Source organism: Flexivirga sp. B27, from assembly GCF_052905685.1.
Window position 1 is genome coordinate 327,913 of record NZ_JBPYUM010000002.1, and the last position, 25,272, is coordinate 353,184.

A 25,272-nucleotide genomic window follows, 5' to 3' on the forward strand; every position below is an offset into this window, starting at 1 on the left:
CCTCGCCCACAGGCTGGCTGCGGGGCGTGTCCCCAATGTGTTCTTCGCCACGTCCGGGTCTACTGTGATCCATGGCACGACAACGACGTCGCTGCCGAAACGTCACGACGAGGGCCGAAGAACATCTATGTCCGTGGACAGTAATTCCCGTGCAGAAATCTTGCGTGAATGCGCATCGGAGCACGAGGCGGACGCACCGCCCTGGCTCCTGGAGCGCTACTACCGACACGTCGCCGACGAGGACATCGTCGGTTACGGCCCGGACCGGCTGATCGGGACACTGGCGTCCCACAAGCGTCTCGCGGCCGACCGCGCGCCGGGCACCACCAACCTGCGGATCTCTCATCCGACACTCGAGCAGGACGGCTGGTCCTGCCCCTTCGCCGTCCTGCAGATCGTCACCGACGACATGCCCTTCCTGGTCGACTCGGTCATCGCCGAGCTCGCCCGGCACGACCGCAGCGTGCACGCGCTGATCCACCCGCAGCTCTTCGTCCAGCGCGACGCGTCCGGGCGCCTGGAGAAGGTGTATGACGCAGACCGGCTCCCCGAGACCGGCGCCGACGCGCTCGCACCGACCAGCGAGTCGTGGATGCACTTCGAGATCGACCTGGGCGTCGACGAGGCCGCCGACCGTGAGCTGGTCGCCGACGTCGAGCGAGTGCTGGGCGACGTGCGGGTCGCGGTCGACGACTGGTCGAAGATGCACGACGAGTGCGAGAAGGTCATCGCCGACCTCGACGGCACCCGCCCGGAGCCGGTGCCGGCCAAGGCGGTTGAGCAGGCGCAGGGATTCCTGCGTTGGCTGGCCGACAACCACTTCACCTTCCTCGGCTACCGCGAATACACCCTCGACACCGTTGACGGCGAGGACGTGCTGCGCACCGAGCCCGGTTCGGGCCTGGGCATCCTGCGCTACGACAAGCCGTCGTCCCGTTCGTTCGGCCGGCTCAGCCCGCGGGGGCGTGCGATCGCGCGCACCCCGCAGTTGCTGACGATCACCAAGGCCAATTCGCGTGCGACGGTGCACCGCCCGTCGTTCCTGGACTACATCGGCATCCGCACGTTCGACGAGCAGGGCAACGTCGTGGGGGAGAAGCGCTTCCTCGGCCTGTTCACGTCCAGCGCCTACACCGAGTCCGTGCGCCGCGTGCCGGTCGTGCGCGAGCGAGTCGCGAAAGTCCTTGCGCGCACTGGCTTCTCACCGGACAGTCACTCCGGCAAGGACCTGCTCGAAGTGCTCGAGACCTACCCCCGCGACGAGCTCTTCCAGACCTCCAGCAAGGACCTCTACGAGATCTCGACCACCGTGCTGCGGTTGCAGGAGCGGCGCCAGTCGCAGATGTTCCGCCGGGTGGACGAGTTCGGCCGGTTCGTCTCGGTGCTGGTCTACTTGCCCCGCGACCGCTACAACACCGGCGTCCGGTTGCGCATCGAGCGGGTGCTGCGCGAGGCGTATGACGCCGAGGCCGTCGACTACACCACGCGCATCGCCGATTCCCCGCTCGCGCGGATCCACTTCGTCGTACGCCTGCGCGCCGGTGCCGAGGTGCCCGACGTCGACGCGGACGAGATGCAGCGGCAGCTGCTGGAGAGCAGCCGCACCTGGGGTGAGCGGCTCGGCGCCGTGGCGCACGAGGAGGACGGCGAGGACGCCTCCGCCCGCGTGATGAGTCTCTACTCCCGGGCGTTCCCGGAGGCCTACAAGGAGGACTTCACCCCGCGGCAGGGTGTCGCGGACCTGCGGCGCATCGAAGCCCTGAAGTCCGACGACGACACGCTGCTGACGCTCTACCGCGACCCGGCGGCCGACTCGCGTGAGCGGCGCTTCAAGCTGTTCCGCCGTGACCCGGTGGTGCTCACCGACGTGCTGCCCGTCTTCACCAACCTCGGTGTCAAGGTGACCGACGAGCGCCCCTACTCGATGCAGCGCGCCGACGGTGTCGTCGTGCACGTCTACGACTTCGGGCTGCGCGCCGAGGGCGAATCCGACTGGGGCACCGACGACGAGTCCACCGCCGAGGTCCGTGACAGGTTCCAGACGGCGTTCAGCGATGCGTGGGAGGGCGACGCGGAGAGCGACGGACTGGGTGCACTGGTGTTGCACGCCGGGCTGAGCTCGCGACAGGTCACCCTGCTGCGCGCGATCAGCAAATACCTCCGGCAGATCGGTTTCACCTTCAGCCAGAGCTACATCGAGCAGGCACTGCGAGCCAACACCGAGCTGGCCCGCGACCTGGTCGAGCTGTTCGAAGCCCGGTTCGACCCCGCGCACCAGGCGGCCGACCGCGACGGTGCGCAGGCACAGGTCGTGGACCGGATCGAGACGGCCCTGGAGGACGTCGCCAGCCTCGACCACGACCGCATCATCCGCGCCATGATGGGCGTCATCCGAGCGACCCTGCGCACCAACGCCTACCAGCGTGACGAGCAGGGCAAGCCGAGCGCTGTCGTCAGCTTCAAGATCGACTGTGCGTCCGTGCCCGGGCTGCCCAGCCCGAAGCCGAAGTTCGAGATCTGGGTCTACGGCCCGCGCATCGAGGGCGTGCACCTGCGCTTCGGCATGGTCGCCCGCGGCGGACTGCGGTGGAGCGACCGACCCGAGGACTTCCGCACCGAGGTGCTCGGTCTGGTCAAGGCGCAGATGGTCAAGAACGCCGTCATCGTGCCGACCGGGTCCAAGGGTGGATTCGTCGCCAAGCGACTGCCCGACCCCAGCGACCGGGAGGCCTGGCTGGCCGAGGGCGTTGCGTCATACAAGCTGTTCATCTCCGGCATGCTCGACGTCACCGACAACCTGGTCGACGGCGAGGTCGTGCCGCCACGCGACGTCGTGCGACACGACCCGGACGACACCTACCTGGTGGTCGCGGCCGACAAGGGCACAGCGAAGTTCAGCGACATCGCCAACGGCGTCGCGCAGGACTACGGCTACTGGCTGGACGACGCCTTCGCCTCCGGCGGCTCGGCCGGCTACGACCACAAGGGCATGGGCATCACCGCCCGCGGCGCGTGGGAGTCGGTCAAGCGGCACTTCCGCGAGATGGGCGTCAACACCCAGGAGCACGACTTCACCGTCGTCGGCGTCGGCGACATGAGCGGTGACGTCTTCGGCAACGGCATGCTGTTGTCGGAGCACATCCGGCTGGTCGCGGCATTCGACCACCGGCACGTCTTCCTGGACCCCGACCCGGTGGCCGCCACGTCGTATGCCGAACGCCGTCGGCTGTTCGACCTGCCCCGCTCGTCCTGGGCCGACTACGACACATCGCTGATCTCCGAGGGCGGCGGGGTCTACCCACGGTCCGCCAAGTCGATCCCGATCACCGCGCAGGTACGTGCCGCGCTCGGACTGGCCGACGACGTCACCAAGCTGACCCCGAACGAACTCATGCGAGCGGTGCTGCTGGCACCGGTCGACCTGTTCTGGAACGGCGGCATCGGCACCTACATCAAGGCGTCCTCGGAGACCGCTGCGGACATCGGCGACCGGGCCAACGACCAGATCCGGGTCAACGGTGGCGACCTTCGGGTCAAGGTCGTCGGCGAGGGCGGCAACCTCGGAGCCAGCCAGTTGGGTCGCATCGAAGCCGCCCAGCGCGGCGTGCGGATCAACACCGACGCCATCGACAACTCGGCCGGCGTGGACACCTCCGACCACGAGGTCAACATCAAGATCCTGGTCACCGACCTGATGCGCAAGGGCCGCTTCGACCTGGAGCAGCGCAACACCCTGCTGCACTCGATGACCGACGAGATCGCCGTCCAGGTGCTGCGTGACAACTACGAGCAGAACGTCCTGCTCGGCAATGCCCGCGCGCAGACCCACCCGATGTTGCCGGTCCACCAGCGGTTGATCCACTGGCTGGAGCAGCGCGGCGAGCTGGACCGGGAGCTGGAGTTCCTGCCCACCGACGCGCAGATCGACCAGCGCGGCGCCGCGGGCGAGGGGCTGACCTCACCGGAGTTCTCGGTGCTGGTCGCCTACTCGAAGCTGGCGATGAAGGCCGACCTGGCGCACTCCGAGCTGACCGACGACGCGTGGTTCCGGGAGCGGTTGGCGGCATACTTCCCGAAGCCGATCCGCGACCAGTACTCCGCCGAGCTGGCGGAGCACCCGCTGCGCCGGGAGATCGTGATCAACCAGGTCGTCAACTCGATGATCAACCGTGGCGGCATCACCTTCGCCTTCCGCGTCGCCGAGGAGACCGGCGCCGGGCCGGAGCAGATCGCGCGCGCCTTCGTCATCGCTCGCGAGGTATTCGGGCTCACCGAGTTCGTCTCGCAGGTCGAGGCCCTGGACAACAAGGTGCCGACCGACTCGCAGACGACGCTCTACCTGGAGTTCCGCCGGTTGCTGGACCGCGCGACCCGCTGGCTGGTGCACAGCCGTCCGGCACGCCTGGACGTCGCCGGTGAGATCGAGCGGTTCGGTCCGGTCGTGCGGGAGCTGACCCCGAAGCTGCCGGAGATGCTGCAGGGCACCGAGCACGAGCGCTGGCAGGCGCGGCGTGAGGAGATGAGCGCCGGCGGTGTCCCACCGGAGCTGACCGGCTGGGCGGCTGCGCTGCTGGACTCCTACTCGCTGCTGGACATCACCGAGCAGGCGATCAGCACCGAGACACCGGTGGCCGACGTGGCGGCCGTCTACTTCATGCTGTCCGAACGCCTCGGCATCGACCGGATCCTGCAGGCCGTCTCGCGGTTGCCGCGTGACGACCGGTGGGACGCCCTGGCCCGTGGTGCGGTGCGTGACGACCTGTATGCCGTGCTCGACTCGTTCACGGCCGCGGTCATCGCCGACACCCCGGCGACCGAGTCGGCAGAGCAGCGACTGGACCGCTGGACCACCGAGAACGCCGACTCGATCAACCGCGCACAGCAGGCGCTGGTCGGTGTCGCGGAGCTGGACGAGGCCGGTCTGGCCCCGCTGTCGGTGGCGTTGCGGACGCTGCGGTCGGTGGTGCGCTCCGGCTCGGCCCGCTAGACCCACGACATGGAGCGGCGTCCGACACTCGTCGGGCGCCGCTTCATTGCGCGCTGAGGCCAAGCCTTTCAACGAGAGTGGGGTGACTTAGGCTCAGCCCGTGCCCTCGATGAACGACGTGCTGAGCGAGCACACCGACCTGGACCAGGCGGCGTGGGACTGGCTGCACCTGCTGGTGAGCGACTGGCAACTGCTGTCCGACCTGTCCTTCGCGGATCTGGTCCTGTGGGTTCCCACCCGCGACAAGAGTTGGGTCGCGGCGGCGCACGTCCGGCCGACCACCGGCGTCGGTGTCTTCGTCAACGACGTCGTCGGCAGCCGCATCGACCACACCCGGCAGCGCACGGTCGCGCAGGCGTATGCCGGGCCGGAGATCGTCCGCTCGCACTCGACCATGTGGCGCGACGACCTGCCGGTGCGCGAGGAGGCGATCCCGGTCGTGCACCGCCGGTCCGCGGTCGCGGTGCTGACGCGGCATACCAACCTCGCGTCGATGCGCACGCCCAGCCGGCTGGAGGTGACCTACCTGGCGACCGCCGACGCGCTGGCCCGGATGATCGCCTCCGGGGCGTTCCCGAACGCCGCCGCGGCCTCCGACAGCCGGCGCGGTGCGCCGCGGGTGGGTGACGGCGTGCTCCGGCTGGACGCGGCAGGCAACGTCACCTACGCCAGCCCCAACGCCGTGTCCGCGCTGCACCGGCTCGGGCACGACGAGCAACTGGTCGGCGCGCGGTTGGCGTCCGTGCTGGGCGAGGTGCTGCCCGAACGCGGGCCGGTCGACGAGGAGCTGATGATGGTGCTGACCGGCCGGGTGCCATGGAGCACCGAGATCGAGTCCCGCAGCGCCTATGTCAGCGCCCGGTCGATCCCGCTGTCCGAGGGCGGGCGCCGGACCGGGGCGGTGCTGCTGGTGCGCGACGTGAGCGAGGTGCGCCGCCGGGAGCGGGAGCTGCTGAGCAAGGACGCGACGATCCGGGAGATCCACCACCGGGTCAAGAACAACCTGCAGACGGTGGCCGCGGTGCTGCGGTTGCAGGCGCGACGGCTGGACGACCCGCAGGCGCGGGCTGCGCTCGCCGGTGCGGTGCGGCGGGTCGGCACGATCGCGGCCGTGCACGAGACCCTGAGCGGCGACTGGGACGACACGACGCCCTTCGACGAGATCGCCGACGGCTCACTGCGCTCCGCGGTCGAGATCAGCAACCGCTCCCAGGAGCGGGTCACCGCTGCACTCACCGGCAGCTTCGGCTCGTTGCACGCCGAGGACGCGACCGCCGTGGCGATGATCGTCGCGGAGCTGGTCCAGAACGCCATCGAGCACGGTTTCGCCCGGTATGGCGGGCACGTGACGCTCGATGCGAAGCGAGCCATGAGCGAGGACGGCGAGGAGTTGTTGCGGGTGACCGTCACCGACGACGGTGCCGGCCTGCCGGAGGAGTTCGATCCGGCGCGGTCCGGCCTGGGCATTCAGATCGTGCGGTCCTTCGTGCAGGACCTGCGCGGCGAGATCAGCTGGTCACGCGTCGAACCGCACGGCACGGCCGTGCGGTTCGTGGCACGACTGCGGGAGGAGTCGTGAGAACTTCGTGGGGTTTCTTCAGCCGGCGCGGCGGGCGCGGGCGTTGCGACGCTTCAGGGCGCGGCGCTCGTCCTCGGAGAGGCCACCCCAGACGCCGGCATCCTGGCCGGACTCGAGTGCCCACTTCAGGCAGGTGTCGATGACCTCGCAGCGGCGGCACACCTGTTTGGCGTCCTCGATCTGCTGCAAGGCGGGTCCGGTGTTGCCGATGGGGAAGAACAACTCCGGGTCCTCGTCCAGGCATGCAGCGCGATCGCGCCAATCCATGTGGTTCCGCTCCTTGCTCGGGACGCACGTGCCGAAGGTGCATGCGTCAACGACTAGATCAATGGGGTTGAATGTTCGTGGGCGGAGTCTCCGCGTCTGAACGCTCAGATGGCGGTTAGGGACTCGTCCGTTGCTCTTGGGCAACGCCTGCGCGCCATACGTTGTTCCCAACTTTCACAGATACCAACAACAATCCACAAGCGGTTTGACGAAGATTTTCCTTTCGAACGGTGAGTTATCGGTCACACCGCGATGTCCGCCGGCGGGGGCGCATGTGCTGCTATGGGCGGCACGGCATACGGTGCATGCCGTGATCAAGCCCGAGGCAGGACCGCAGCGGCGACCCGGACAGATCTGGCGACTCCCGGCTCTGCTGCTGGCACTACAGACCCTGGTGCTGGTGATTTTCGCCGTCGCGTTGTTCGTGCTGGCGCTGCGTGGGGGCAGCGACGATGCCGGGCGTGCGGCCACCGAGGGCGGCACCGTGCTGGCGCTCGCGGTGTGCAGCGGGTTGCTGGTGTGGGGCTTCTGGCGGGAGCGCAGCCTGGCGCGCACCCCGGCCCTGCTGTGGAACGTCCTGGCGGTGATCGTCGGCTTCACCGTCGCCACCAACGGCGGCCCTGCGATCGGCGTGCTGGTCATCCTGATCGGTGCGGTGACCTTCGCGGCGACGTTGCGGGTGCCCAGCTACGACCTGGACGACGAGTAGCTCACATCCGGGCTGCGAGCAACTGGAAGATCAGCGGGAAGACCTGCTGCTCCATCACCTTGTCGGAGTCGAAACCGTCCCCGTCGAGTGAGTAGAAGCCGTCCCAGGTCAGGCTCAACTGCATGGCGGTGCGACCGTTGCCGATCACGACGCGATAGACGTCTTGGTTGTCGAAATCAAGGCGCAGCCGGTGCGTCTTGAACGACCCGTCCTTGTAGTAGATGCGTGGGCCGCTCGGCTTGCCGCCGGCGTCGGTGTGGATCGTGCGGTCACTGGAGCGCTTGGAGTCGAAGGCCGCGAGCACGGAGTTCTCCGTGCCGACCGAGTCGACGGTGAGGGTGATCTTGTTCCTGTCGACCTTCTCCGAGTTCGAGTCATTCTTCAGCGACGGCGTGATGACCAGCTTGGTCGGGCCGTCCGGGGTGAAGCCGATCTTGGTGGCGTCGGGGAAGACACCGATCAGTTCCTTCATGGACAGCAGCCGGCCGGCCTCCGGCCAGTCGGTCTGTGCCACGCCACCGTCGGTGATCGGCGGGTCGAAGACCGGCAGGCTCTTGTCGAGGACGACCTTGCGGCCGACGTCGTTGGCGACCACGACACCGGGGGAGTCCCACTGGCCGGGCTTCTGGGTCTTGTAGGGCTCGTGCGGCCGCGGGCCGTTGGTGGTGCTGGTGGCCTGCGAAGCACCGCCGCTGCTGCCTCCGCAGCCGGTGAGCACGGAGACGGCGAGGGCGCCGGCGGTCACGAGAGCGAGGCGTTTCATGCTGCTGCCTTTTCGGTGGTGGTGAGCTTCTCCCCGAGCAGTTGCACCAGGGACGGCACGATGGTCGTGCGGTAGAGACGTCGGGAGGCAAGGTAGTCGTCGGTGAGCTCGGTGAACCCGATGCCGCTGAACCACACTTCGCCGGCGACGTCGCCGTGCTGGAGCAGCACCTTGGTCGTGGTGCCGTCGGTGAACGCGGCCGAGGTCCCCAGCGACTTGTTGGGATAGAAGGTGTAGAGCCCGGGGCGTTTGGCCGAGCGTGCCTTCGCCTGCTGCAGGTCCTTGGTCCACTGCTTGCCGATCTGCTGCGGCAGACCGAACCCACGGATGTTGATCACCAGCTGGCTGCGGTCGTCGGCGGACTCGCCGGAGACGGTGAGCTTGAGCGTGCAGGTGGTGGACTTCGCCGTCGACCCGCCGTCGGGGAGGCTGCCGGTGTGGCACTGATCGGCGTGGACCGACTTCAGGCCGGGCACGACCTGGCGCAGCTCGGCCTCGGTGAAGATCTGGTTTGCGGAGGGCCAGCTGGAGTCCATCGGCTTCTTGCCGGTCTTGTCGACCTTGACCGCGAAGTGCCCGGAGGGCGTGATCGTCTTCTTCGCCTTCGGTGCCGAGTCGCCACTCGGCGCGGCCGGCGGGCTGTATGGCGTCACCGTCGGCTTGGCCGACGTCGACTTCTTGCTGCCGGGCTTCGTCGAGGCCTTGCCGGTCGTGCTCGAGCTGCTCGCGCTGGGCGCGGCGGCGGGGGAGCCGCCTGCGGCATACGCGGTGTATGCCGGGACGGTCACGGCGAGCGCCGCGCAGACCCCGGCGGCGATGGCGGCCGACCTACGTGAAGCGTTCATGCGCCCCTTCCTGGTGTCCGATGCCTCAGACATATTTTCTCGGCATCCGGTCGGCCAGGTCCTTGGCGAGCACCGGGAAGATGCCGGTGAGCATGGTGTTGCGGGAGTCGTTGAGCGAGTTGAACCCCTTGAACGTCAGGTTGATCCAGGCGGCGAGGTTGCCGTCGGAGACCAGGACGGACGCCTGGTTGTTGTCCAGGTAGTAGCTGCCCTTGGCACCGAACGAACCACTGGTGAAGAAGCGTTCGCCGGACCGACGACTGGAGAAGTTCTTGTTGCGCTCGGACGTCCAGGACTCGGTGACCTTCTCGTCGGCGCCGACCGCGACGATGCTCACGGTCAGGGAGTTGCTGTAGTCGCCGCTGTCCTTGAGAGTGACCGACCAGGTGCAGCTGGCGTTCTTGTCCGTCGACCGCGGGCCGTTGACACCCTTGGCGCAGTCGCCCAGCGAGAGTGACGACGCCTCGGGGATCGCGCCCTTGATCTGGTCGGATGTCAGCACGCTGTCGGCGCTGGGCCACTGCGACGACGGCACGTTCGGGTCGTCGGACTTGGCGAGGGCGAAGTTCCAGTCGGCGCCGCCGTCGACGACCTTGCGGTCCGACGACTCGCCCGGCACCGATCCCTTGACCAGGCCCTGCTGCTGGGACCCTTCGGTCCAGGGGCCGGGCGACTTGGTGCCCGCGCTGCCACTGCTGCAACCGGCCAGCAGGCCGGCGGTCACGACAACGGCCGCGACCGACGCCGCGCGTGCCTTCACCATGAAATGCGCTCCCTTACCGATGAAGTCCGTTGATCAAGTCTGGTTGTGCAGGTCCGGTTGTTCGCGTTCGGTGCCGCTCATTATGACCCGAGTGGCGGCTCGGAGGTTCCATGGCCCGCCGCGGGAGACTTGCCCGCGGCACACCGCACATCGATCTCCACGTCGGTCTCCGGATCGACCTCCGGCTCGACCTCCAGCAGGAGGTCACCGCCTTCCACCGATGCCAGATCCGCGGCCGCCAGCCGCCGGATGCGGCCGTCCGACGGAGCGGTGAGGGCGGCTTCCAGCTTCATCGCCTCGATGGTCGCCAGCACGTCCCCGGCCCGCACGCGGTCGCCCTCGGCGACGCAGAACGTCACGACACCGCCGAACGGTGCCGTGACGCCTCCGGGCACGGTCGCATCCACGGCACCGCGGACCCGCGCCACGGCGAGTGCCCGGGGGACTGCGTGCAACGAACGGGCCATGCCCCGAACCCTACGGGTTCGAGACATGGCCTGTGTCTGGCCTGCTCGCTTCGCGATCAGGCCACGGTGACCGCAGCCTCCTCGGTGGCCAGCTCCGTGTGGCGGATGGTCAGCAGACCGACCACCAGCAGCGTGGCGGCGAGAATCATGGCGGCGGCGAACCAGAACGCCTGGGTCGACCCGAAGGTCTGTGCCTGCAGCGCTGCGTCGTGCGTCGCCGCGGCGATCTGGTCCTTGGTCGGGGCATGTCCGGCGGCGGTGGCCCTGGCCATCGCAGCCTGGCCGCTGGCGGCCAGCTCGCTACCCCGTTGCGTCGCGTAGTGCGTGAAGATGGTGGTCAACGCGGCGATACCGACAGCTCCTCCGATTTGCTGTGCGGTGTTGAGCGCCGACGCTGCGGCACCCGAGTCGTCCTTGTTGACCCCCGCGGTCGCGGTCAGGGTGAGCGGGATGAAGACGAAGCCCATCCCGAAGCCCATCACGACCACCCACGGCAGCAGGTGCGACGCGTAACCGCTGTCGGTCGTCAGCTGGGAGAAGCCCCACATACCGACGGTCATCAGGGCACCGCCGAACCCGGCCAGCCACCGGGGGTCGACCCGACCGGCCAGGTTGGACGCGATGCCCGCAGCGGCGACGATCCCGGCGCTGAACGGCAGGAACGCGAAGCCGGTGTTGACCGGCGAGTAGCCGAGGACCTGCTGCACGAACAGCCCGAGGAAGAAGAACATTGCGAACATCGCCGCGCCCACGACGAGCATCGCGGTGAGTGAGACGGCACGCGTGCGGTTCGTCAGGATCCGCAACGGCAACAGCGGGTGTCGCACCCTGGACTCGACGAGAACGAACAACCCGACGACGGCCAGACCGCCGAGGAGCGGGAAGAGTGTCTCGAAGTCACCCCACGAGGCACCCTGCTGACCTGCGTGGGACAGCCCGTAGACGATGCCGAAGAGACCGACGGTGCCGGTCACCGCACCCCAGATGTCGAGTGTGCCGTCGCTGCTCTCGGACTCGATCAGCACGCGCGGGGCGAGGGCCGCCACGACCAGGCCGAGCGGGACATTGATGAAGAACGTCCAGCGCCAGTCGGCCTCGGTCAGTAGTCCGCCGAGGATCAGGCCGACAGCGGCGCCTGCGCCGGACATCGCGGCATACACCGCCATGGCGCGGTTGCGCTCCTTGCCGGCCGGGAACGTGGTGTTGATCAGGGCCAGTGCGGCGGGGGAGGCGAGTGCGGCGCCGGCGCCCTGCAGGCCGCGTGCGGTCAGCAACAGCGCGCCGCTGGGCGCGATCCCGCCGATCAGTGACGCGATCGCGAAGATCACGACGCCGAGGATGAACATGCGTCTGCGACCGAAGAGGTCGCCCAGACGCCCGCCGAGCAGCAGCAGGCTGCCGAAGGCCAGGGCGTATGACGTGACGACCCACTGCACGCTCGATTGCGTGAAGTCCAGGTCGGTGAGGATGTGCGGTGTGGCGATGTTGACGATGGTGCCGTCCAGCACGATCATCAGCTGCGCCATGGCGATCACGATGAGCGCCACGGTGAGGTTTGTCTTCCTCGGTGTGGACTTCTCCCCGGACACCGCGTCGACAATTGCGGTCATCGAGATGTTCCTTCCAGGATCTAAGTGCCCGAAAGGTGTGCGGGCACAGGGGTATTCGGCCGGTGACCCGCGGTTTTGCGGACATCGGTGAGTGTGTGTGAACTGGGCGTGACCGATCAGCCGGCCGCCGGTGGGCGGTCGTCGAAGCTGTTCGTCACTGGTATGACGAGCGGAGTCGCTCTATTTCGACATTGAGAAGTGGACCAGGCTCTGCGGACTACTTCTGTCCCTTTTTCCGTCCCGTGGAGTCGGCACAGGCATTGCCTTCGACACTCGCCCGACACGCGGGCAGCATCACCTGCTCGATCACCTGGGTGATGAATGGTTCGTCGGGGCACTCGCCGGTCGTGATGACTCGGTAGACGATCTCGCCGGGCAGAATGCTCGCGAGGAGGTCGAGGTCCGCTTTCGGGCCGATCTCCCCCCGTCGCTGTGCGCGTTCGACAACCGTGCGCAGCTCGGCCATCCGCGGCTTCATGAAACGTTCCATGAAGACGTTGGTGAGCTCGGGATCGCGGTGGATCGCCGAGACCACGGAGCCGAAGAGCAGGGTCGACTTGTCGTTGTAGTCGGGGTCATCGCAGAAGTGGAACGTCAGGTCGCCGGCCAGGCTGCCGGTGTCCGGAAGGCCGTGCTCGACCCCCGGCGTGCCCTGTTTCATGTGCTCCAGGGCACTGACGACCAGATCTGCCTTGGTCGGCCACTTGCGGTAGAGCGTCGCCTTGCTGGCGCGCACCCTGCCGGCCACGGCATCGAAGGTCATCCGGTCGTAGCCGACCTCGATGAGGGTGTCGATGACACCGTCCAGGATCTCCGCCTCGCGGTCACCTTCGACGCGCGGCTTGCTGGCGGTCTCGGTGGTCGCGGAGACGTTCATGACGGTGGTTCCTTCCTTGGCGGAGTAGGGCATCGAGGCCATTCTCGCTGATCTCGATGGAACGAAACTGTTTCGTTCTATTCAAAAGGTAGACCTCGGTCGGCGGCCGTGCAAGTGAATAGTGGTCACCTGCTCTGTGACCTGGGTCGCATCGGCGGCCGTAGCCGACCGCTGTATCGGTTAGCTATGGAGGGTGACGGTCGCGCGAAAGGGGTGAGGGGGTAGGTTGCTGGGCGCAATCTGACAGTGCGGTCCTGGAGGAAGTAGTGGCGCGTGCACGCGGCGAGATCGTCGGCTGGGCGAAGCATCGAGCGGCGGTCGAGGACCTGCAACGTCAACTGGCGTCCATGCCCCCGGACGCACCGGTCAGACTGGCCAAGAAGACGTCCAACCTCTTCCGTCCCCGCGAGGCGAATCCCGTTCCGGGACTTGATGTTTCGCGCCTCAACGGCGTAGTGGAAGTGGACCCGCGCGCAGGCACTGCCGATGTGCAGGGGATGACGACCTACGAGGATCTGGTCGACGCCACCCTGCGTTACGGACTCATGCCGTATGTCGTGCCGCAACTGCGCACGATCACCCTCGGTGGCGCGGTCACCGGGCTCGGGATCGAGTCGTCGTCGTTCCGCAACGGCCTGCCGCACGAGTCGCTCATCGAGATGGACGTGCTGACCGGGGCCGGCGAGATCATCACGGCGAGTGACGAGCAGAACACCGACCTGTTCCGCACCTTCCCCAATTCCTACGGCTCGCTCGGCTACTCGGTGCGGCTGAAGATCAAGCTGGAGCGGGTGGCGCCATACGTCCATCTGCGGCATGTGCGCTTCGGGACGCTGCGGGAGTTGATCGACACGCTGCGCGAGGTGCTGCGCGAGCGCACCTACGACGGTGAGTCGGTCGATTTCGTTGACGGCGTGGTGTTCTCGCGCGACGAGAGCTACCTGGTGCTCGGTGGTTGGGCGGCTTCTGCGCCATACACCTCGGACTACACCGGCCAGCAGATCTACTACCGCTCGATCCAGCAGCGCAGCGAGGACTACCTGACGACGCTGGACTACATCTGGCGGTGGGACACCGACTGGTTCTGGTGCAGCAGGGCCTTCTTCGTGCAGCGGCCGGCGTTCCGGCGGGTGGTGCCGAAGTCGCTGCTGCGCAGCGACGTCTACAGCAAGATCATCCGCTGGGAGAACAACAACGGTTACATCGCCAAGGTCGACGCCAAGCGCGGCAAGCTGCCGCGCGAGCGGGTCGTGCAGGACGTCGAGATCTCCCTGGACCGCACCGAGGACTTCCTCGACTGGTTCCTCGACAATGTCCCGATCGAGCCGATCTGGTTGTGCCCGTTGGCCGTTCGCGACCACGACCACGGTGAGCAGCCCTGGCCGCTCTATCCGCTCAAGCGCGGGGAGCAGTACGTCAACGTCGGCTTCTGGTCCACGGTGGAGATCACGCCGGGACGCGCGGACGGTGACGTCAACAAGGACATCGAGCGAGTCGTCCACGACATGGGTGGGCACAAGTCGCTCTACAGCGATGTTTACTACGACGAGGACACCTTCTGGGACCTCTACGGCGGCGACACGCTCCATGACGTGAAGGAGAAGTACGACCCGGCCGGGCGGTTGCCCGACCTCTACACGAAGGCGGTGAAGCGGCGGTGACGCTGACCATCGGTGAAATTTCCGACCGCATCTTCGGCACCGAGGTGCCGTTCGCGGTGAAGGCGTATGACGGTTCGACCGGTGGTGACCCGAACGCGGTCGTCACGATCGACATCGCGAACGAGCGTGCGCTGCGCTACCTGGTGACGGCTCCCGGTGAGCTGGGCCTGGCGCGGGCGTACATCATGGGCGACCTGATCGTCGAGGGCATCGACCCGGGCGATCCCTACGACTTCCTGTCCCTCTTCCTCGACGACTTCTCCGCCAAGCGTCCGCCGGCGGGAGAGATGGCCGACATCCTGAAGTCGTTGGGCTGGAAGAGTTTTCGGGTGCCCGAGCTGCCGGCTCAGGAGTCCGCTCCGCAGTGGCGCCGGATGGCCGAGGGCCTGCGCGGGCTGCGCCACTCGCGCAAGCGCGACGCCGAGGCGATCCACCATCACTACGACGTGAGCAACGAGTTCTACGAGTTGGTGCTCGGCCCGTCGATGGCCTACACCTGCTCGTGCTACCCGGCCGCGGACGCGACGTTGGAGGAGGCGCAGGAGCACAAGTTCGACCTGGTCTGCAAGAAGCTCGACCTCAAGCCTGGCCAGCGACTGCTGGACATCGGCTGCGGCTGGGGCGGGATGGTCAAGCACGCCGTGCAGCACTACGGCGTCACCGCTGTCGGTGTGACCCTGTCGGCCGAGCAGGCGGCGTGGGCGCAACGGCACCTGAAGGAGTGCGGACTGGACGACCGCGGTGAGGTGCGGCACGGCGACTACCGCGACATCACCGAGACCGGCTTCGACGCGGTGAGCTCCATCGGACTGACCGAACACATCGGCGTGAAGAACTACCCGAGCTACTTCAAGTTCAACTACGACCGGCTGAAGGTCGGTGGGCGGATGCTGAACCACTGCATCACCCGCCCGGACAACAGGGCCCCGGCGCTCACCAAGGGCGGGTTCATCAACCGCTACGTCTTCCCCGACGGCGAGATCACCGGCGTCGGCACGGTGGTGTCGACCATGCAGGACGAGGGCTTCGAGATCCGGCACGCCGAGGACCTGCGCGAGCACTACGCCCGGACGACGCGCGCGTGGTGCAAGAACCTTTCCGCGAACTGGGACGAGTGCGTCCGCGACGCGGGCGAGCAGGTCTCCCGCGTGTGGGGTCTCTACCTCGCCGGTTCGTCGATCGGCTTCGAGCGCAACCACATCCAGCTGCACCAGGTGCTCGGCGAGAAGATCGCCCCGGACGGACGCGGGGCTTACCCGTTGCGTCCGAACTTCGGGGTCTGACACATCTGCCAGTGACGGCTTCCTCGCCGAGTGACGGTCGTATGACGCCGTCACTCGACGGTTTCACCGTCACTCGACGGTTTCACCGTCACTCGGCGTGCGCCCGGGAATCGGTTCGCGTAGCGCAGTGTTGGACCGTATGCTTCAGCCCATAACTGAACAGTGAGAGATGGTTCGCCGACTGACCGGAGCACATGAAGGTCAGTCATGCATGAACGTTCTGTCGACGATGCGTCGAACGACCGAGGAACGAGGTCGGGTGACGAGGAGTTGCCGGAATGTCAGTCATGAACGATTTGCCGACGATGGAGCGGACGACCGAGGTACGAGGTCGCACGCGAAGGAGGAGGCAAATCAAAAACCAATGGGGGTGATCGGTTTCGACGTTGATCGCCGTCGTAGGGGAAGCGGGCCGAGGATGCACGGTTATCTCGTTAACGCTCCGTGCAAAACCAATAGGTGCCAATTCAAAGCGCACCGACTTCGCCCTCGCCGCCTGAGCGAGTTCCGAAGTCCGTCAGCCTGAGCTAGTTCTCGACTCAGTGTCTGGCGTCAGCTAGAGGACTTGCTGTGTCGTCACGCCGAGGGGCGGCACGGGACTCTTACTCGGCTGGGCCTGTCAGGGAACGTGTGCGTGCGAGCCCTGGGGCCGAGAAAATCCATAGCGCACTGCGCCCGGAGAAGCCTTGCCTCGAGACCAGCGGACGCGGGTTCGATTCCCGCCACCTCCACGAGCGAATCATCTTTCACAGCAACGCCGCAGCCATGAGCGATCGACTCGTGGCTGCGGCTTTTTGCTGCGGTGTTTTGCTGCCGTGTTTTCGTGCGCGAAGCAGCCCGTCGCGCAAGATTTCGGCCTCGGATCGCACGCGTCGTCATACTCCAGGAGATCGCACGAGTCCCGTGCTGAGTTCGCCGCGTGGCGTCGCCTCGCGAGAGGAGCCGGAGATGCTCGATGTGATGATGACCGAATCCCTCCAGCAGTCCATCGCCGGACAGGTGCTGCTGCCTGCAGATCCCGGCTTCGAGGCGATGACTTCCGGGTTCAATCTTGCGGTGGCCCAGTGCCCCGACGTCATTGTCGCGGCCGCGTGCGCGGATGACGTCGTGCGAGCCGTCGGTTTCGCAGTCGCGCGTGGCCTGCCGATCGCAGTGCAGGCGACCGGACACGGCGCCGTGGTGCCCGCCGACGGCGGCATGTTGATCAACACCTCGGCGATGTCCGCGACCCGGATCGATCCGGAGCGCAGGACGGCGACCGTCGCAGCGGGGGTGCAGTGGCAACAGGTCATCGATGCTGCCGGGCCGCACGGACTGGCACCGCTGAACGGCTCGTCGACGACTGTCGGGGTAGTGGGCTACACCCTCGGCGGAGGTATGGGTCCGATGGCCCGCACCTACGGCTTCGCGGCCGACCACGTCCGGCGGGTGCAGCTGGTCACCGCTGACGGGGTGCTGCGCGAGGTGACCGCCGACTCCGATCCCGACCTGTTCTGGGCCTTGCGCGGTGGCAAGTGTCAGCTCGGCGTCGTCACGGAGCTGGAGTTCGGGCTGATGCCGGTCCCGACCTACTACGGCGGCGGGCTGTTCATGGACGGTAAGCACGCGGCTGCGGTCCTGCACGCGTGGCGTGACTGGGTGGTGGAACTGCCCGAGCAGGCGAACAGCTCGGTCGCTCTGCTCCGGCTGCCGGACAAGCCGGGGGTGCCTGAGCCATTGCGCAGCCGGCTCACCGTGCACGTCCGATACCTGTATGTCGGCGACGCGGAGGCCGGGGAGAGCGCGTTCGCGCCGATGCGCGCCGTGGCACCAGTGTTGATCGACACCGTTGCGGTCACGCCGTATCAAGCCGTTGCTTCGGTGCACTGCGACCCCGCGGATCCGCTGCCGGCGTGGGACACCAGCAGCCTCCTGTCCGACCTTCCGGCAGCTGCGGTCGACGCCCTGCTCACAGTCGCAGGCCCGGGCGTCGACACACCAGTGATCGTGGCCGAGCTGCGGCATCTCGCCGGCGCTGTCTCGTGTAAACCATTGGTGGACAACGCGGTCGGGGGTCGTGACGCACGGTTCAACGTCTACGCCGTCGGGCCGCTGCCGCCGCAACTCGCCGAGGCCACCCCGGCGTCGTGCCGTGCCGTCACCCACGCCCTCGAGCCGTGGTCCGCCGGAGGGACGCTGATCAATTTCCACGGCAGCGATCAGCAGGGCGTGCGCAACGCCTGGGACGACGGCACGCGAGCCCGCCTGGACGCCATACACCTGCGCCACGACCCGCACGGGACCTTCCGTTTCTCGTATCCGGTAGCCCGATCACGCCGATAGGGAGTCCTGGAAGCGTTCTCAATGCTCGGGATTCATTTCCCAAAGGGTGGACGGGTGCACCTACGATGTCGCAAACGGGGGCCCCAGCTGAGAGAGAGCATGCATGCGGATCGGAGTCGTCAAGGAAGCTGCAGCCGGGGAGACCCGCGTTGCGGCCACACCCGCGACGGTGCGCCAGTTGCAAGGGCTCGGCTATGACGTGACGGTCGAGCCGGGCGCCGGTGAGCGTTCCAGTTTCACCGACGCGGCGTATGCCGAGGCGGGAGCCGAGGTCGGAGAGGCGCTGGGCGCGGACATAGTCTTCGGCGTTAACGCCCTGACCGCGGATCAACTCGACGAACTGAACAAGGGAGCGACGGTCGTCGGCATACTCGGTCCGCGCACCAACCCGGAGTTGGTCGAGGATCTGGCGAGTCGGCCGATCACCGCGTTGTCGCTGGACGCGGCGCCCCGGATCTCGCGCGCGCAGTCGTTGGACGTGTTGTCGTCGATGGCGAACATCGCCGGTTACCGCGCGGTCGTGGAGGCGGCGCACGAGTTCGGCCGGTTCTTCACCGGACAGGTGACCGCTGCGGGCAAGGTGCCGCCGGCGAAGGTGCTGGTGTGCGGTGCCGGTGTCGCCGGGTTGGCCGCGATCGGCACGGCGGTGTCGTTGGGCGCGGTCGTGCGCGCGACGGACCCGCGGCCGGAGGTTGCCGATCAGGTGAAATCCCTTGGCGGCGAATATCTTTCGATCGAGGACCCGGACGCCGAGGTGTCGGCTACTGGCTACGCCAAGGAGATGGGCGACGACTACAAGGCGCGTGAGGCGCAGTTGTATGCCGACCAGACGCAGGACGTCGACATCATCATCACCACGGCGCTCATCCCGGGGCGACCGGCCCCGCGACTGATCACCGCAGACATGGTCGCGACGATGCGCTCTGGGAGTGTCATCGTCGACATGGCCGCGTCCAACGGCGGCAACGTCGAGGGTTCGGTCGCCGGTGAGGTCGTCACCACCGACGGCGGCGTGACGATCATCGGTTACACCGACCTGGCGGGCCGGCTGCCCGCCCAGGCCTCCCAGCTCTACGGCACCAACCTGGTCAACCTGATGAAGCTGCTCACGCCCGGCAAGGACGGGCAGCTGACGCTGGACGAGGACGACGTGGTCCAGCGATCCATCCTGGTGGCCCGGGACGGCGAGTCCCGCTGGCCGCCACCGCCGGTTGAGGTGTCGGCCGCTCCCGCACCGGCGAAGGAAGCTCCACCGCCGGAGCCCGAGCCGGAGAAGCAACCACTGACACCGGGTCGGCGGCTGGCCGGCGTGCTCGGGGCCGCGGTCGTGCTCTTCGTGTTGCTGGCGTTCTCGCCGGAGGCACTCACCGTCCACCTGACGGTCTTCGCGCTGGCGATCGTGATCGGCTACTACGTCATCCGCAACGTGCATCACGCGTTGCACACGCCGCTGATGTCGGTGACCAACGCGATCTCCGGGATCATCGTGGTCGGTGCGCTGTTGCAGATCGGGCAGCACGACACCGTGATCACCGGCATCTCGTTCGCAGCCATCCTGCTGGCGTCGATCAACGTCTTCGGCGGCTTCGCGGTCACTCGCCGCATGCTGTCGATGTTCACCCGGTCATAAGGGGCGGCACACCATGATTTCCGTTGCTACTGCTGCGTCCGCGGCATACATCGTCGCGGCACTGCTGTTCATCCTCGCGCTGGACGGGCTGTCCCGACACGAGACGGCGAAGGTGGGCAACACCTTCGGCATCGCCGGTATGACGCTGGCGCTCGGCGCCACGATCGCGCTCGCCATCGACCGCGACATCGAGGGTTCCGGTCTCGCCCTGTTGGTCGTCGCGATGCTGATCGGTGCCGCGATCGGTCTCTGGCGCGCTCGCGTGGTCGAAATGACCGGCATGCCCGAACTCATCGCGCTGCTGCACTCCTTCGTCGGACTCGCTGCGGTGCTGGTCGGCTGGAACGGCTACCTGGAGGTCGAGCACGACGCGCACGGTGCCGAGGCAGCACACCTGGACTCGTTGTCGACGTTGGGGATTCACCACGCCGAGGTGTTCATCGGCGTCTTCGTCGGTGCTGTGACCTTCACCGGGTCGATCATCGCGTTCCTGAAGCTGTCCGCCCGGATGAAGTCCCAGCCGCTGGTGCTGCCGGCCAAGAACCTGCTCAACCTCGGCGCACTGGTCGTCTTCGTCGCACTGACCGTGTGGTTCTGCATCCAACCGCAACTGTGGCTGCTGATCGTCGTCACGATCCTCGCGCTCGCACTCGGGCTGCACCTGGTCGCGTCGATCGGCGGCGGTGACATGCCGGTTGTGGTGTCGATGCTCAACAGCTACTCGGGATGGGCTGCTGCCGCATCCGGCTTCCTGCTGAGCAACGACCTGCTGATCGTGACCGGTGCGTTGGTCGGCTCCTCGGGTGCCTACCTGTCCTACATCATGTGCGAGGCGATGAACCGCTCGTTCCTGTCGGTGATCGCGGGCGGCTTCGGTATCGAAGCCGGCCCTTCGGAGGCCGGTGACCTCGGCACGCACCGCGAGACGAGGGTCGACGAGGTCGCTGAGTTGTTGTCCGCTGCGAGTTCGGTGGTCATCGCGCCCGGTTACGGCATGGCCGTCGCGCAGGCGCAGTATGGCGTGGCAGACCTGACGAAGGCGTTGCGCGACAAGGGGATCGACGTGCGGTTCGCCATACACCCGGTGGCGGGCCGGCTGCCCGGGCACATGAATGTCCTGCTGGCCGAGGCGAAGGTGCCCTACGACATCGTGCTGGAGATGGACGAGATCAACGACGACTTCACCGGCACCGATGTGGTGCTGGTGATCGGCGCCAACGACACCGTCAACCCGGCCGCCGCAGAGGACCCGGGGTCGCCGATCGCGGGTATGCCGGTGCTGCGGGTGTGGGAGGCCGCGGACGTCGTCGTGCTCAAGCGATCGATGGCGTCGGGGTATGCCGGAGTGCCCAATCCGCTGTTCTACCGGGACAACACGGGAATGCTCTTCGGCGACGCGAAGGACCAGGTCACCTCGATCATCGCCGGGCTGCGGTGAGCCCGCGACTGACCTCGCGACGAAGCTCACAGTGAAGTCGGTGCACCCCCGCTGACACGGGGGTGCACCGACACACAAGAATGGCCGGATGAGCGCGCTGCCTTCCGTGTCCAATTCGATCACCGTCCGCGTCGATCTGCCCGGCCGAACCACCGCGGTGAGTGAGCTCACCGGCGCCGTCGAGCGCAACGGGGGGCTGGTGACCGCGCTGGACATCAACCACTCCGACAACGCGCGGATGACGATCGACGTGACCGCCGCGGCGCGGGACGCCGACCACGCGGCGGAGCTGGTGGCGTCGATGCGTGCGGTCGAGGGCGTGGAGATCCACAAGGTCAGCGACCGGACGTTCCTCGCGCACCTCGGTGGCAAGCTGAAGATCGAGTCCAAGGTCCCGATCCGCAACCGTGACGACCTCTCGATGGTCTACACCCCGGGCGTGGCGCGCGTCTGCCTCGACATCGCCGAGAACCCCGAGGACGCAAGGCGATTGACGATCAAGCGCAACACCGTGGCTGTGGTCACCGACGGCACTGCTGTGCTCGGCCTGGGCGACATCGGCCCGCTCGCGGCGCTGCCCGTCATGGAGGGGAAGGCGGCCCTCTTCAAGCGATTCGCGGACATCGACGCATTCCCGCTGTGCCTGGACACCAAGGACACCGAGGAGATCATCCGCACCGTCAAGGCGGTCGCTCCGGAGTTCGCCGGCATCAACCTGGAGGACATCTCCGCGCCCCGCTGCTTCGAGATCGAGCGCCGACTGCGCGACGAGCTCGACATCCCGGTGTTCCACGACGACCAGCACGGGACAGCGATCGTGGTGCTCGCGGCACTGCGCAACGCCCTGCGCGTCGTCGGCAAGGAGCTCTCCGACGTGCGCATCGTGCAGTCCGGCGCGGGTGCCGCCGGCACGGCCATCGCGTTGCTGCTGATGGCGGCCGGAGCCAAGGACATCGTGCTGTCGGACATCAACGGAGTCGTCGAACCCGGGCGCGCCGACATCGAAGCGGCACCGGGCAGTGACCTGGCCAAGCTCGCCTCAGCGACCAACCCGAGTCGGGTCACCGGCACGCTCAAGGACGCGGTGCGCGGCGCCGACGTCTTTATCGGTGTGTCCGCGCCCAACCTGCTGGACGGCGACGACATCGCAGGTATGGCGAACGACGCGATCGTCTTCGCTCTGGCGAACCCCGAGCCCGAGGTCGACCCCACTGCCGCAGCCGAGCATGCGACCGTCGTGGCCACCGGGCGCAGTGACTTCGCGAACCAGATCAACAACGTGCTGATCTTCCCCGGCGTCTTCCGCGGGTTGCTGGACGCCGCGGCCACCCGCGTCACGATCGATGTGATGCTCGCGGCTGCCTACGCGCTGGCGGATGTCGTCAAGCCCGAGGAGCTCAACCCGGCATACATCATCCCGAGCGTGTTCCAGCCCGACGTGTCGACCGTGGTCGCCCGTGCGGTGGCCGATGCGGTCCGCGCCGACGAAGGCGAGTAGGCGAAGGGGAGTAGCCGCGCCCAGCGCCTCCTTTGCGCACAAGCCGCGACCGTTGAGGGTTATGCGCGGGGTCTGGCGGTTTTCGGGTGCGTAAGCCTCGACCGTTGAGGGTTGTGCACGACGCCGCCGGTCGCAGTGAGTCGAATATCACGCGGCGGGGGGCGTTCTCGTTTTGCTGAGCACTCGCGCCGTCCGCTACCGTTGAAGAGTTATCTACGCGATCTTGCGTTCATTGCTGATTTCCTTTTGTGAGCGCCGAGATCTTTCCGGCGCGAGGGACCCCCGAGCAGCGCGACACTCGTTTCGACTCGAGCGATTCGACACGGGCGATGCGGTCTGCCTGTCCCCGCAGGTGTGCTCAGCAGCACCCGATCAACCCTTGAGGAATCACGCATGCCCAAGAAGGCAATGGACGGCAAGAAGGCGCGTTGGACCCGCGCCCAGAAGTTGGAGGCGAAGCGATCCGGCGCGCGCAAGGCGCGCGGCGAGTTCAGCGACCGGCCCAAGCGCACGGACCGCTCGGAGCGGCCGGGGCGCAACGATCGCCCCGGGCGGCCCGACCGTGCTGGTCGTGACGGTGCCCGCCGGTATGACGACCGCGCCCCCCGACACGACCGCGACGACCGCCGCAGTTTCAGCCGTGACGACCGACGCGGCAACGACCGCCGCAACGGTGACAACCGCGGCTTCGACCGGCGTGACGACCGGCGCGGAGGCAACGACAGCCGCGGCTACGACCGACGAGACGACCGACGCGACGGTTACGAGCGCCGCGATGACCGACGTGACAACCGTCGCGACTCCTTCCGTAATGACCGCAACGACCGCAACGACCGCAACGACCGCAATGACCGTCGTCCGGCATACGGCGACAACCGGTCCGAGAACCGGCGTGACGACCGACGTGGGTATGGCGACCGCGACCAGCGCCGCAGCTTCAACCGCGACGACCGGCGCGAGTCGTTCCGTGACAACCGCCACGACAATCGACACGACAATCGACACGACAACCGGCACGACGACCGCCGCGGTGACCGCCGTGAGTCGTTCCGTGGCGACCGACGTGACGACCGGCGCGAGCGCCCGGCACGCCGGGACTTCGACGCCCCTCGTCGCGACTTCCGCGACAATTCCCGCAACAACGCCGCCCGCGACACGGCGATGCAGTCCGCTCCGCGCCAGGAGCGCCCGACCGAGCCGATCTCGTTGGAGGGCAACGGTTTTGCCGACCTCGGCCTCCCAGAGTCGTTGGTCGAGCGGCTCGCCCGCGACGGCATCACGGCACCGTTCCCGATCCAGCTCGCCACGATCCCGGATGCACTCGCCGGGCGTGACGTTCTCGGCCGTGGACGGACCGGGTCCGGCAAGACGCTGTCCTTCGGGCTGCCGCTGCTGACCCGTCTGGCGCAGGGCGGCAAGGCGCGCTCGGGCCAGCCGCGGGCCATCGTTCTGGTGCCCACCCGTGAGCTGGCGATGCAGGTCAGCGACGCCCTGCAGCCGCTCGTGCACGTCATCGGCCTGCGGCACAAGCTGGTCGCCGGCGGCATGCCCTACGAGCCGCAGCTGTCCGCGCTGGAGCGCGGTGTCGACCTGCTGATCGCCACCCCGGGCCGGTTGATCGACCTGATGGAGCGCGGCGCGGCCGACCTGTCCCGTGTCGAGATCGCGGTTCTGGACGAAGCCGACCACATGGCGGAGATGGGCTTCCTGGAGGCGATCGAGCAGATCCTGGACGAGGTGCCCACCGACGGCCAGCGACTGCTGTTCTCCGCGACGCTGGACCGGGGCATCGACACCGTGGTCGAGCGCTACCTGACCGACCCGGTCGAGCACGCCACTGACGACGGCACCTCCTCGATCACCGGCATGGACCACCACGCGCTGCTGATCGAGCCGCGCCACAAGAAGCTGGTGACGGCGGAGGTCGCGAACCGACCGGGGCGCACCGTGGTCTTCGTGCGGACCAAGCTCGGAGCCGACCGTGTCGCCGGCGAGTTGCGTGACCAGGGTGTCCTGGCCGCGTCGCTGCACGGCGGTCTCAACCAGGGGCAGCGCAACCGAGTCCTGGCGGCATTCAAGTCGGGCAAGGTCCCGGTGCTGGTCGCGACCGACGTCGCCGCCCGTGGCATCCACGTCGACGACGTTGGCGTCGTGCTCCAGGTGGACCCGCCCGCCGATCACAAGGACTACCAGCACCGTGCGGGTCGCACCGCGCGTGCCGGTGAGAAGGGCACCGTCGTCACCCTGGCGCTGCCGCATCAGCGCCGCACCATGCAGCGCCTGCTGGACGCGGCCGGGGTCGAGATCGAGTTGCAGAGCGCTCGTCCCGGCGACGACGTCATCCGCGCCACCGGTGGCAGCACGCCCGAGGGCGCGCCGATCTCGGAGGCCGATCTGCAGCGCCTGATCAGCCCGCCCCGCGCATCACGCGGTGGCCGGTCGTATGGCGATCGAGGTCGCGGCGGGCACAACCGCTACGGCGATCGCGGTGGTCGCGGTGGCTACCGAGGCGGCCGGGACGGCAACCGCGGGGGCCGGGACCGGTTCCAGCGCGGGCGTTCGACGCGCTGACT

General features: G+C 67.6%; 17 protein-coding genes and 1 other RNA gene. 11 read left to right on the plus strand and 7 right to left on the minus strand.

From position 1 onward, the window contains the following. Positions 1-127 precede the first annotated feature (127 nt). Entirely contained in the window at positions 128-4,987 is a 4,860-nt protein-coding gene (locus ACSZL9_RS10380) for an NAD-glutamate dehydrogenase (RefSeq protein ID WP_446665420.1), read from the plus strand. A 109-nt stretch (positions 4,988-5,096) separates the two neighbouring features. Then, complete coding sequence (locus ACSZL9_RS10385) at positions 5,097-6,566, plus strand: sensor histidine kinase (protein WP_446665792.1); 1,470 nt, start codon at positions 5,097-5,099, stop codon at positions 6,564-6,566. Positions 6,567-6,584: 18 nt separating this feature from the next. Here the strand turns inward: ACSZL9_RS10385 and ACSZL9_RS10390 are convergent, their stop codons facing one another. Then, positions 6,585-6,833 (minus strand): WhiB family transcriptional regulator, encoded by a 249-nt coding sequence (locus ACSZL9_RS10390; RefSeq protein WP_123270792.1) that lies wholly within the window; start codon positions 6,831-6,833, stop codon positions 6,585-6,587. Between the two features lie 310 nt (positions 6,834-7,143). Here ACSZL9_RS10390 and ACSZL9_RS10395 point away from each other — a divergent pair, with 310 nt between their 5' ends. Beyond that, positions 7,144-7,542, plus strand: a complete 399-nt coding sequence (locus tag ACSZL9_RS10395) for a hypothetical protein (RefSeq protein WP_446665421.1) — start codon at positions 7,144-7,146, stop codon at positions 7,540-7,542. A gap of 1 nt (position 7,543) precedes the next feature. On the opposite strand, the gene ACSZL9_RS10400 is transcribed toward ACSZL9_RS10395, so the two are convergent. The 6 genes from ACSZL9_RS10400 to ACSZL9_RS10425 form a co-directional block, all read right to left on the minus strand. Continuing rightward, positions 7,544-8,305: a hypothetical protein gene (locus ACSZL9_RS10400; RefSeq protein ID WP_446665422.1), complete on the minus strand. Its 762-nt coding sequence runs from the start codon at positions 8,303-8,305 to the stop codon at positions 7,544-7,546. Continuing rightward, a complete protein-coding gene (locus tag ACSZL9_RS10405) occupies positions 8,302-9,150 on the minus strand; it encodes a hypothetical protein (protein ID WP_446665423.1) in 849 nt (282 codons plus the stop codon). Before ACSZL9_RS10405 ends, ACSZL9_RS10400 begins: the two co-directional genes overlap by 4 nt. Before the next feature lie 25 nt (positions 9,151-9,175). Then, complete coding sequence (locus ACSZL9_RS10410; protein WP_446665424.1) at positions 9,176-9,913, minus strand: hypothetical protein; 738 nt, start codon at positions 9,911-9,913, stop codon at positions 9,176-9,178. Positions 9,914-9,993: 80 nt separating this feature from the next. Continuing rightward, positions 9,994-10,380, minus strand: coding sequence for a biotin/lipoyl-containing protein (locus ACSZL9_RS10415; protein WP_446665425.1), 387 nt, complete (start codon positions 10,378-10,380; stop codon positions 9,994-9,996). A 56-nt stretch (positions 10,381-10,436) separates the two neighbouring features. Next, positions 10,437-11,990, minus strand: a complete 1,554-nt coding sequence (locus ACSZL9_RS10420) for a DHA2 family efflux MFS transporter permease subunit (protein ID WP_446665426.1) — start codon at positions 11,988-11,990, stop codon at positions 10,437-10,439. Positions 11,991-12,207: 217 nt separating this feature from the next. Continuing rightward, the gene (locus ACSZL9_RS10425) at positions 12,208-12,900 is read right to left on the minus strand and encodes a TetR/AcrR family transcriptional regulator (protein ID WP_446665427.1); all 693 of its coding nucleotides are present in this window, start codon (positions 12,898-12,900) and stop codon (positions 12,208-12,210) included. Between the two features lie 233 nt (positions 12,901-13,133). On the opposite strand from ACSZL9_RS10425, the gene ACSZL9_RS10430 reads away from it, so the two are divergent. From ACSZL9_RS10430 to ACSZL9_RS10465, 8 genes are all read left to right on the plus strand, one after another. Next, positions 13,134-14,528 (plus strand): FAD-binding oxidoreductase, encoded by a 1,395-nt coding sequence (locus tag ACSZL9_RS10430; protein ID WP_446665428.1) that lies wholly within the window; start codon positions 13,134-13,136, stop codon positions 14,526-14,528. After that, complete coding sequence (locus tag ACSZL9_RS10435; protein ID WP_446665429.1) at positions 14,525-15,811, plus strand: class I SAM-dependent methyltransferase; 1,287 nt, start codon at positions 14,525-14,527, stop codon at positions 15,809-15,811. The genes ACSZL9_RS10430 and ACSZL9_RS10435 overlap by 4 nt, the downstream gene beginning before the upstream one ends. A 366-nt stretch (positions 15,812-16,177) precedes the next feature. Next, positions 16,178-16,545: a transfer-messenger RNA gene (gene ssrA / locus ACSZL9_RS10440) on the plus strand. Positions 16,546-16,759: 214 nt separating this feature from the next. Next, positions 16,760-18,133, plus strand: a complete 1,374-nt coding sequence (locus tag ACSZL9_RS10445) for an FAD-binding oxidoreductase (protein ID WP_446665430.1) — start codon at positions 16,760-16,762, stop codon at positions 18,131-18,133. Positions 18,134-18,236: 103 nt separating this feature from the next. Then, positions 18,237-19,763 (plus strand): Re/Si-specific NAD(P)(+) transhydrogenase subunit alpha, encoded by a 1,527-nt coding sequence (locus ACSZL9_RS10450; protein WP_446665431.1) that lies wholly within the window; start codon positions 18,237-18,239, stop codon positions 19,761-19,763. Positions 19,764-19,776: 13 nt separating this feature from the next. Continuing rightward, positions 19,777-21,201, plus strand: a complete 1,425-nt coding sequence (gene pntB, locus ACSZL9_RS10455; protein WP_446665432.1) for a Re/Si-specific NAD(P)(+) transhydrogenase subunit beta — start codon at positions 19,777-19,779, stop codon at positions 21,199-21,201. An 88-nt stretch (positions 21,202-21,289) separates the two neighbouring features. Further along, the gene (locus ACSZL9_RS10460) at positions 21,290-22,699 is read left to right on the plus strand and encodes a malic enzyme-like NAD(P)-binding protein (protein ID WP_446665433.1); all 1,410 of its coding nucleotides are present in this window, start codon (positions 21,290-21,292) and stop codon (positions 22,697-22,699) included. A 393-nt stretch (positions 22,700-23,092) separates the two neighbouring features. After that, positions 23,093-25,270 (plus strand): DEAD/DEAH box helicase, encoded by a 2,178-nt coding sequence (locus ACSZL9_RS10465; protein ID WP_446665434.1) that lies wholly within the window; start codon positions 23,093-23,095, stop codon positions 25,268-25,270. The last annotated feature ends 2 nt before the right edge of the window (positions 25,271-25,272 follow it).